The sequence below is a fragment of the Photorhabdus antumapuensis genome (assembly GCF_020387775.1).
GTDB lineage: Bacteria > Pseudomonadota > Gammaproteobacteria > Enterobacterales > Enterobacteriaceae > Photorhabdus > Photorhabdus antumapuensis.
This window is the reverse complement of sequence record NZ_JAHZMK010000048.1, coordinates 152,321-161,848: the sequence shown is the minus strand read 5'-3', so window position 1 is coordinate 161,848 and position 9,528 is coordinate 152,321. Positions and strand designations below refer to the sequence as shown.

Below are 9,528 nucleotides of genomic sequence, written 5' to 3'. Positions count from 1 at the left end.
TAAGTAAATAAGTAAATAAGTATAAACCAGAAACCATAAAAATTAAACTTAAAGAATATAGAAAACCTTAAGTTAATTTAAAATTTCCTTCTATAAATATCTCATAAATTGCTTCTATCAAGCTCTCCCGAAGGAGAGCCGTATTATGTAATCGCGAAATTAATTAACGGATGATATAACGAATATGCAAAATAATATCGTTCATAGTTTGCAATATGGCTTTCTGCTTGTCGGTAGCATTCGGGAATTGAAGATTCAGTACCCTCATCATCAAGAGCAATGCCTTCAAATGGCAGGTATTTGCCATCATTAAAATCCAACTGGAACTGGCCGCTATCATTAGTACCATGAGACACAGCTAATGCTGAACAGCCTTTCGGCAACCGAGCACTGTCACCATAACTGAGCATAGCCTGAATATCCTGATAAGGCCCAACCAACACAGGCAATGAAACACTGATTTGCTTAATGCGACGAATCTTGTTATCACCAACAATACTGTCCGGGTAGGCAAAAATACGTTTTTCATGAATCAGGTTTCTATCCTGCTCTACTTGTGCAATTTCATAAATTTGTTTTGCTTCCCCCCAACATATTTTTTACGTTGCAATATTAAAAGTTAAAAAATGATATGGTAATGGTTAAGATTAACCAGAGTGCAGAATTTTATACGAGATATAAGTCTGACGACTACAATTAGTTATCTGTAGAGTGACTTTATTTCCTAATAAAGAGATTTAGAGAGTGATAATTATATAAAAAACATTATAACCAGAGTCATTATTTACTATAATTTATCTTTAATAATTTAATTAATAACAAAGTTTTATTTATTACTATTCTAACCCCTCCATTCCTTCAATTCTATAAAATTAGATTTCATAAATAGATTAAATAATTTTCCAAAATAGTGCCCCACTTCGGACAACGCCTTGTGTAGCAAGGGTTGTGCGCTATGTTAATTATCCAACTAGATAATAAAGATTTACACTTTATAAAAACATGCTCTTACTAAGAGATTTCCTTAGTAAGAGCCAAAGATTAAGGACGAACACCCAAAGTATGACAAATTGCATAACTCAGTTCCGCGCGGTTTAAGGTATAAAAATGAAAATCCTTCACACCTTCGCGGCTTAAAATCTTCACCATATCCATTGCGATAGAAGCACCAACCAAATTTGCGCTTTCAGGATCATCATCTAGCCCATCAAACATTCTGGTCATCCAACTTGGAATACGCACATTAGTCATTGCAGCAAAACGTTTAAGCTGACGGAAATTGGATACCGGCAGAATACCCGGTACGATTTCCACCTCAATTCCGGCGGCAACACAGCGGTCACGAAAACGCAGGTAACTTTCCACATCAAAGAAGAATTGAGTAATAGCACGGTTCGCCCCTGCATCAATTTTTCGTTTCAGACTAATCAAGTCAGCCTGAGAATTTTTCGCTTCAGGATGAACTTCAGGGTAAGCAGCCACTGAAATATCAAAATCAGCTTCTTTCTTAAGTAATTCAACCAGATCAGCCCCATACATTTTGGGTTTTTCACTGTTATCAGGTAAATCCCCCCGCAAAGCCACAATATGACGAATTCCATTATTCCAATAATCACGGGCGATTTCACACAATTCATCGCGGCTGGCATCAATACAAGTAAGGTGCGGGGCCGCTTCAAGGCCGGTTTTTTCTTTTATTCCCTTGATTATGCTATGGGTACGATCACGCTCGCCAGAGTTAGCACCATAAGTAACGGAAACAAATTTAGGCTTGAGGGTACTCAGGCGACTAATGGATTTCCACAGGGTTTTTTCCATCTCGGCTGTACGCGGTGGAAAGAATTCAAATGAAACACGGATCTGTCCTTCCAATTCAGCCAGATTCTGATTCAGCGCCTCTCGCTGATTTGCGTGAAAAAAACTCATACCCTGCACCTCGTTAACAAGCGGAATAATTTCCCATCTTAATAATTTGCCAGTTACTTTTATTTACACATCTAAACACCTATACGTTTAGACGTCTAAATAAGATGAGGGATCGGCATTTTTTAGTCAACAGCAAATTTGAGTTAAATCGGTGAGAAATATTCACCCTGAATCGGAAAAAAATTCATCAAGGGATCTTTGGCTTTGTTTATATTGGTTTAGCAGATCGATAGCTAAGGCAACAATGAGGAAAGATGCCCTGCTCAGGACATCCACCCTCTCGTTACCTCAAATATCAAACGAAGGAAATCACATTTGATCAATCAGTGGAGGTTAGAAAGCTTAAAGCAGTTGTGACAAACGGTTAAGATCAGACTGAATCGCTCCGGCTGTCACGTCACGACCCGCCCCCGGCCCACGGATCACCAACGGATTATCACGATACCAACGGCTCTCAATCGCAAACACGTTGTCGCACGGTAGCAAGGAAGCCAATGGGTGATCAGGGCGTACCGCCTCAACACCCACCTTTGCCTTACCATTCGCATTAAAACGAGCAACATAACGCAGCACCATACCCATTTCCTGCGCCGCAGCTAATCGCTGCACCATTTGCTCATTGATAGCACCGCTATTATCAAAGAGCTGTTCGATAGAGCCTGACTCTGCTTCTTTCGGGACCAGTGACTCAACACGCACCTGCTCTGGCTCAATCTCATACCCTGCTTCACGGGCAAGGATAATCAATTTACGCATCACATCCTGACCAGATAGATCAATACGCGGATCAGGTTCTGTCAATCCCTGTTGCCACGCCTGTTCGACTAAATCACTAAACGGTACTGAACCATCAAATTGCAGAAACAGCCAGGATAATGTGCCGGAGAAAATGCCACTAATGGACAAAATGGTATCACCACTCTCCCGTAAGTCCCTCACGGTATGATTGATAGGTAAGCCAGCGCCAACTGTTGCATTGTAAAACCAATGGCGACCGGTTTTGGCAAATGCGTCACGGATAAGACGATAATCACTGCTACTGGAAGCACCAGCAATTTTATTGGCACTGATAACATGAAAACCATAGCTGGCGAAATCGCTGTAACATCGAGCTAGTTCTTCACTCGCCGTCACATCCAGGATCACCAAATCGTCATAAGGATGCGCTCGCATCCACAGAAATAATTCATCAACATCATATTCTGTCGCGTCATCATTAAAAAAAGCTAATGCTCGACTAGCATCAATCCCTTGATAGTCGAGTAAACTCCGGCAACTATCCGCCACACCGGCCAGAACAAATTCAAAATCACTGCGAGCCGAAATGTTTTTCTGCTCACGAGCGAATAACTCTAACCAACGAGAGCCGATATTTCCTTTACCAAACAAAATCAGACCAATCCGCTTTTCAGCACGGAACAAACTCTGATGCAACCCCTGAATCACATGTTCAGTCTGATGAGTCCGCAACACAGCAACAAGGCTGATGCCATCCTCCGCATGCCAGATAAATTCTACCGGCTGATCTTTAAGTTGCTGATAAAAACGGTGGCAATGTAATGGGTTCTTGCATACACCAGCTCCAACCAGCGCCACCAGCGCCAAACCTTCTCTTAGGGAAAGTTTCCCCGGAGGCGTAGCATCTTCCAGCACGCCCAGTGCACTATTCACCACTTCAGAAGTGTAACAGAGCTGAATCAAATTACAGTCTAGATGGATACCTATCGCCAATGGGCGAATTTGTTCTCGCTTTAACAACAGATCAATATCTTTGTATATCTGTTTAAAATCATGATGAGCGGCCACATGCAACTCAATCAGGCAAACATCATCATGACTAGTAACAATTTTTGCACCAGTTCCAGAAGCCAAAACCCTTTCAATACGCGTTGACCCCTGCTCCGGCTGGTAGCTGCAACGTAATAGCAAATCAATATCACTGAAGGAAACAGGCTGTAAGGTACGAGTATGCAACACGGGTGCGGCAAGACGAGCAAGCTCGCTAGCTTCATCCAGACGTAATAGCGGTAACAAACAGGCATCTTTGACTTTTCTAGGATCAGCACTGTAAACACCAGCAACATCACTCCAGATGGTTACCCGTCTCGCCCCTGCCAAAGCCCCAACCTGAGTTGCAGAGTAGTCACTGCCATTTCGCCCCAATAAAACCGTTTCTCCATCATGATTACTGGAGATAAAACCGGTCACCACCAATCGTTTATTTAGGTTTTGTGTTAGCAACTGATTTAGCAATGGTTGGGAAAGGGTAACATCAATTTGCGGCTGAGCCGCCCGTTCCGCGCGTAAAAACTGGCGAGCATCTACCCAAGCACTAGGAATACCCTGAGCTTCAAGCACAGCCGACATCAAACGCGCGGACCAGATCTCTCCATGCCCCACCACTTCTGCATAAGTCACATCACTAACCGGTTTATCCAGCAACACACTTAGCTTTTCAAGATCAGCAATAAAACGCTTCACCAACTTTTCAGCAACAGTTTCAGGTAGCAAACCTCTAATCAGATCCTGTTGATAACGGCGCAGAACCTGCTGCACCTGATGGGCAGAGATACGGTCATTCTGGCTAAGTTTAAGCCAATTAATTAACTGGTTAGTCGTGCTGCCCGCTGCGGATACCACCATTAAATCACCAGGTTGGCTGTAATTCGCCATAATCTTGGCTACCCGTTGATAACATTTCACATCCGCGAGACTACTTCCACCAAACTTATGTAATTGGCGGCCATTTTCCGCCACTGCAACTGCCAGTGCACTCATGGTTACTCCTTTACTACTGCCTGAAATGCATTTTCCAAATCAGCGATTAAATCCTGACTATCTTCAATACCCACAGAAACACGCAATAGTGAATCCGTAATCCCCGCTTCCGCCCTTGCCTGTGCTGACATTCCAGCGTGAGTCATGGTAGCTGTATGGGAAATTAAGGTTTCCACACCGCCCAGTGATTCCGCCAAAGTAAATAACTTTAACTCAGACAGAAAACGGCGTATCGCCTGTTCACCACCATCGAATTCAAAGCTTATCATTGCGCCAAAACCAAATTGTTGCTTACAAGCAATTTCATGCCCAGAATGATCTTTCAAAGCAGGATAAAAAAGTTTTTTCACTAACGGTTGCTGTTGAAGATAATTGACAATCTCCAATGCATTCTTTTGCTGTAACAGGACCCGTGGCGATAAAGTGCGCATGCCGCGCAACAGCAGATAGCTATCAAACGCCGCACCGGTTACACCAATATTATTCGCCCACCAAGCGAGCTCCGCTGCGACCTCTTCATCCTTTGCAATAATAGCTCCGGCAATCACATCAGAATGTCCATTAAGATATTTAGTACAGGAATGCACAACCAGATCCGCCCCCAACTCCAAAGGCTTCTGTAATACAGGGCTCAGGAAAGTGTTATCAACAATAACTGTCGCACCTACCTCATGGGAAAGCTGGCATATATGAGCAATATCGACAATACGCAATAAAGGATTGCTGGGCGTTTCAATCAATACCAACTTTGGCTTTTTGGACAAGACTTGCTTTAATGCCTGTTCATCACTCTGATCGACAAAAACCACTTCATAAGCACCACGTTTAGTCTGGCTGTCAAATAAGCGGTAGCTGCCACCATAACAGTCATGAGGCGCAACCAACAGATCCCCAGGTTGAAGGAAAACCGTGCATAACAGGTGAATAGCTGACATTCCGCTGCTAGTCATGATAGCACCCGCCCCCCCTTCCAGCTTAGCTAATGCCTGTTGCACCATATCGCGGCCCGGATTACTCCTGCGGGAATAATCATGTGTCCTTGGCTGATTAAAATCAGTAAAGTTATATGTGCTGGAAAGATAAATAGGCGGAACAACACAGCCATACTGTTCATCATTATTCAGCCCATTGCGAACTGCTATCGTTGCCGGTTTGCGTGTCATATCAGCTACCACTATCTGTCATAAATTATGTCAGGGAAGAATATCTTCTACCACAATAGACGTCAACACATCTAGACATCTAAACCTCTTTACGGTTAGATTAGACAATGGGATAATTATTCATCATAACTAATGCTGCTTTATTTATTAGTAGCCATTAGTTTATCGCATATACTATAACTGTATAATTGATAAGGAAATCACGATAAAATGGCAACATGTTACAACGAAAGCTGGTGCTGTTATCTGGCTTAATTTTATGATTTTACGACTATTTAAGGTACCCCATGGCTGAGTGGAACGGTGAATATGTCAGCCCTTATGCTGAACATGGCAAAAAAAGCGAACAAGTGAAGAAAATCACAGTCTCAATTCCTTTGAAAGTGTTGAGAATCCTCACTGATGAACGCACTCGTCGCCAGGTCAATAACCTGCGTCATGCAACTAATAGTGAATTGCTGTGTGAAGCATTCCTGCATGCATTTACTGGGCAGCCACTGCCCGATGATGCTGATTTACGCAAAGAGCGTAATGATGAAATCCCAGAGGCAGCCAAAAAGATCATGCGGGAATTAGGTATTGATCCTGATACCTGGGAATATTGATAGCAATGCAAAAAACTCCTGTAAAAAGTCAGGAGATTTTTAAATGCAAAACGCCCGATGCAAAACACCGGGCGTTAGTACCAGTCGGCCTGTCATCATGGACAGACGCAATTCTGCAATTACTTGCTGACACCTGGAACGTGGAAACGTTTATTGAAGCGATCAACACGACCACCAGTAGCAACATCACGTTGTTTACCCGTATAGAATGGGTGACATTGGCCGCATACGTCCAGGTTCAGAGCGTGACCAACGGTAGATCTGATTTGCATTACATTACCGCAAGAACAAGTTGCAGTAACTTCTTCATATTTAGGATGAATACCTTTTTTCATGGGATAACCTCTGTTAAGGCCGTGTCGCTATCCAGCCCTGTTGCCGCCAGACACCACACGTCGTGTTGATAAAATGAGTTTGGTATATTTCATACCAAAGGCGGCGGATCATACAGAATATCTGCCCATCCCGCAATGAAATCCGCTTATTGTCTATGATACCCTATAGCCAATCTTTGCTTTATTTATTGATCATTCGGAATAATTTTATGGTTGTTGTTCAGGTTGCTCTGCCTGTCCCTCTTACCCGCTCTTTTGACTATCTGTTGCCCACAGAGAGTCAATTACCTGTTGCGGGGATGCGGGTAATTGTCCCTTTTGGCAAACGTAAAACAATTGGGATCGTCACTGGGATAACTGACAACAGTGATATTCCAGCAGAACAACTGAAAACCATAGAGTCTATTCTCGATACTCACTCCTTATTTTCAGAAAATCTTTGGCAATTATTGCTCTGGGCATCCAGTTATTACCATTACCCCATCGGTGAAGTCCTATTCCATGCATTGCCAGTACTGCTTCGTCAGGGAAAACCTGCGGAATCAACTCCACTATGGCAGTGGCAAGTCACGCCAACAGGCGCTGAATTACCACTGGCGCAACTAAAACGCTCGCCAAAACAGCAACAAGTACTGGCAACCCTACGCCGTAAAGCAATATATCGCCATCAGATTACAGAACTGGAACTGAGCGAAAGCGCTTTCCAATCGCTCAAAAAGAAGTCACTTATCGATTTATACCCTGTGCAACCTGAATCTGAGAACTGGCGAAATCACTTCCAAATCACCGGAGAACGCCTGAAATTGAATACCGAACAAGCCACAGCAGTTGGTGCTATCCGTGCAGAAGACCAGCAATTCTCCCCCTGGTTACTGGCTGGCATCACCGGATCAGGTAAAACAGAAGTTTATCTCAGTGTGCTGGAGAATATTCTGGAGCAAGGTAAACAAGCGCTGATACTTGTACCGGAAATTGGCCTGACACCACAGACCATCCGTCGCTTCCGTGAACGTTTCAACGCACCGGTTGATGTTCTTCATTCAGCCCTGAATGACAGTGAACGTCTTGCTGTATGGCTACGAGCTCAAAAAGGTGAGAACGCAATTGTTATCGGTACACGTTCAGCCCTATTTACCCCTTTCTCCTACCTTGGCATCATCATTATTGATGAAGAACATGACAGCTCTTATAAGCAACAGGAAGGCTGGCGTTATCATGCCCGTGATTTAGCGGTATTCAGAGCAAAAAAAGAGAATATCCCGGTGATCATGGGTTCTGCGACTCCAGCACTGGAAACACTTTACAATGTGCAACAAGGCAAATACCGCCCGCTAACATTATCCAAACGAGCAGGTCATGCTCAGCCAGCGGCTCAACATCTATTGGACTTAAAAGGTTTACCACTCAAAGTCGGGTTATCTCAACCACTAATAAAGCGTATTGAAGAACATCTACAAGCCAATAATCAAATCATACTTTTCCTTAACCGTCGCGGTTACTCACCTGCCCTACTCTGCCATGAATGTGGTTGGATTGCAGAATGCCTACGCTGTGACCATTATTACACACTGCATCAATACCATCGTCAGTTACGTTGCCATTATTGTGACAGCCAACGCCCCGTTCCCCGTCAGTGCCCGCAATGCGGTTCTACTCATCTTCAACCCGTTGGCCTTGGCACAGAACAGCTTGAAGATGGTATCTCAGCCTTATTCCCTGATGTACCCATTACTCGCATTGACAGGGATACCACCAGCCGCAAAGGAACACTGGAGCAACAACTGGCTGACATTCACGCCGGAAATGCCCGTATATTGATTGGCACCCAAATGCTGGCAAAAGGTCACCATTTTCCTGATGTCACACTGGTTGCTTTACTCGATGTTGATGGTGCTCTGTTTTCAGCAGATTTTCGAGCAGCGGAACGCTTCGCACAACTTTATACACAGGTTTCTGGTCGGGCTGGTCGAGCTGGCAAACGGGGAGAAGTAGTTCTTCAGACTCATCATCCTGACCATCCATTACTGCAAATTTTGCTAAATAAAGGCTACGATGCTTTCGCTATTCAAGCTATGGATGAACGCAAAAGTGTGTTTTTGCCACCATTTACCAGCCATATTATCTTGCGGTCAGAAGATCACGATAATCAGCAAGCACCTGCTTTCTTACAACAATTGCGCCTGCTTTTTGAACACCACCCTTTGCGGGATGATAACTTATGGATCATGGGCCCGGTTCCTGCATTACAGTCAAAAAGAGGTGGTCGCTATCGTTGGCAACTATTAATTCAACATCCATCCAGAACTGTTTTACAAAAAATCATGGCACTGGTTTATCCACAGATAACAGCTTTACCGCAAACCCGAAAAGTGAAATGGAATATCGATGTTGATCCAACAGATAGTTAGTAATTAATCGCCTCTATTTTAAAACAGATAACCTGAGCAGATTAAACATACTCTTATTTACTATTTAAAAAATCATACTCGACAATCAGTAATCAATGAAAAATTACTCACTAATTTGCGAGCCATATCGAATAAATGATTTATATCACACTTTTTTACAAACTAAGGAATAAACGAATTTGCCAAACTGTTTAGAATGATCCCTTAATAACGTTGTCATAACCTTAAACCGCATGTCGTTACTTTCCTTAAAGTCACTGACGGTTTCCCGGCAACCAGAAAATGACAATCGTTTAACTAATCAGTCAGGAAA

General features: G+C 43.3%; 6 protein-coding genes and 1 pseudogene. 2 read left to right on the top strand and 5 right to left on the bottom strand.

Annotated elements, in window-relative coordinates:
- Nucleotides 1–163 precede the first annotated feature (163 nt).
- The 4 genes and pseudogenes from KZ793_RS17840 to metB all read right to left on the bottom strand — a co-directional run.
- Nucleotides 164–509: pseudogene (locus KZ793_RS17840) on the bottom strand (Tc toxin subunit A-related protein); the annotation flags it as partial.
- A 532-nt stretch (nt 510–1,041) separates the two neighbouring features.
- Nucleotides 1,042–1,926 carry a methylenetetrahydrofolate reductase gene (metF, locus tag KZ793_RS17835; RefSeq protein WP_225816550.1) on the bottom strand — a complete coding sequence of 295 codons (885 nt, stop codon included), beginning with the start codon at nt 1,924–1,926 and terminating at the stop codon, nt 1,042–1,044.
- A gap of 342 nt (nt 1,927–2,268) precedes the next feature.
- Nucleotides 2,269–4,704 (bottom strand): bifunctional aspartate kinase/homoserine dehydrogenase II, encoded by a 2,436-nt coding sequence (locus KZ793_RS17830; RefSeq protein ID WP_225816549.1) that lies wholly within the window; start codon nt 4,702–4,704, stop codon nt 2,269–2,271.
- A gap of 2 nt (nt 4,705–4,706) precedes the next feature.
- Nucleotides 4,707–5,867, bottom strand: a complete 1,161-nt coding sequence (gene metB, locus KZ793_RS17825) for a cystathionine gamma-synthase (RefSeq protein ID WP_225816548.1) — start codon at nt 5,865–5,867, stop codon at nt 4,707–4,709.
- A gap of 287 nt (nt 5,868–6,154) precedes the next feature.
- Between metB and metJ the strand changes: the two genes are divergently transcribed.
- Nucleotides 6,155–6,472 (top strand): met regulon transcriptional regulator MetJ, encoded by a 318-nt coding sequence (gene metJ, locus KZ793_RS17820; protein ID WP_036780112.1) that lies wholly within the window; start codon nt 6,155–6,157, stop codon nt 6,470–6,472.
- A 119-nt stretch (nt 6,473–6,591) separates the two neighbouring features.
- Here the strand turns inward: metJ and rpmE are convergent, their stop codons facing one another.
- Nucleotides 6,592–6,807 carry a 50S ribosomal protein L31 gene (rpmE, locus tag KZ793_RS17815; RefSeq protein ID WP_118986115.1) on the bottom strand — a complete coding sequence of 72 codons (216 nt, stop codon included), beginning with the start codon at nt 6,805–6,807 and terminating at the stop codon, nt 6,592–6,594.
- Nucleotides 6,808–7,016: 209 nt separating this feature from the next.
- Between rpmE and priA the strand changes: the two genes are divergently transcribed.
- Nucleotides 7,017–9,215 (top strand): primosomal protein N', encoded by a 2,199-nt coding sequence (gene priA / locus KZ793_RS17810; protein ID WP_225816547.1) that lies wholly within the window; start codon nt 7,017–7,019, stop codon nt 9,213–9,215.
- Nucleotides 9,216–9,528: the final 313 nt, after the last annotated feature.

Excerpts from the sequence above, each read along its gene's own strand:
- KZ793_RS17830 (WP_225816549.1), bottom strand. The coding sequence starts at position 4,704 with ATGAGTGCACTGGCAGTTGCAGTGGCGGAAAATGGCCGCCAATTACAT.
- priA (WP_225816547.1), top strand. The coding sequence starts at position 7,017 with ATGGTTGTTGTTCAGGTTGCTCTGCCTGTCCCTCTTACCCGCTCTTTT.
- rpmE (WP_118986115.1), bottom strand. The coding sequence starts at position 6,807 with ATGAAAAAAGGTATTCATCCTAAATATGAAGAAGTTACTGCAACTTGT.
- metB (WP_225816548.1), bottom strand. The coding sequence starts at position 5,867 with ATGACACGCAAACCGGCAACGATAGCAGTTCGCAATGGGCTGAATAAT.
- metF (WP_225816550.1), bottom strand. The coding sequence starts at position 1,926 with ATGAGTTTTTTTCACGCAAATCAGCGAGAGGCGCTGAATCAGAATCTG.
- metJ (WP_036780112.1), top strand. The coding sequence starts at position 6,155 with ATGGCTGAGTGGAACGGTGAATATGTCAGCCCTTATGCTGAACATGGC.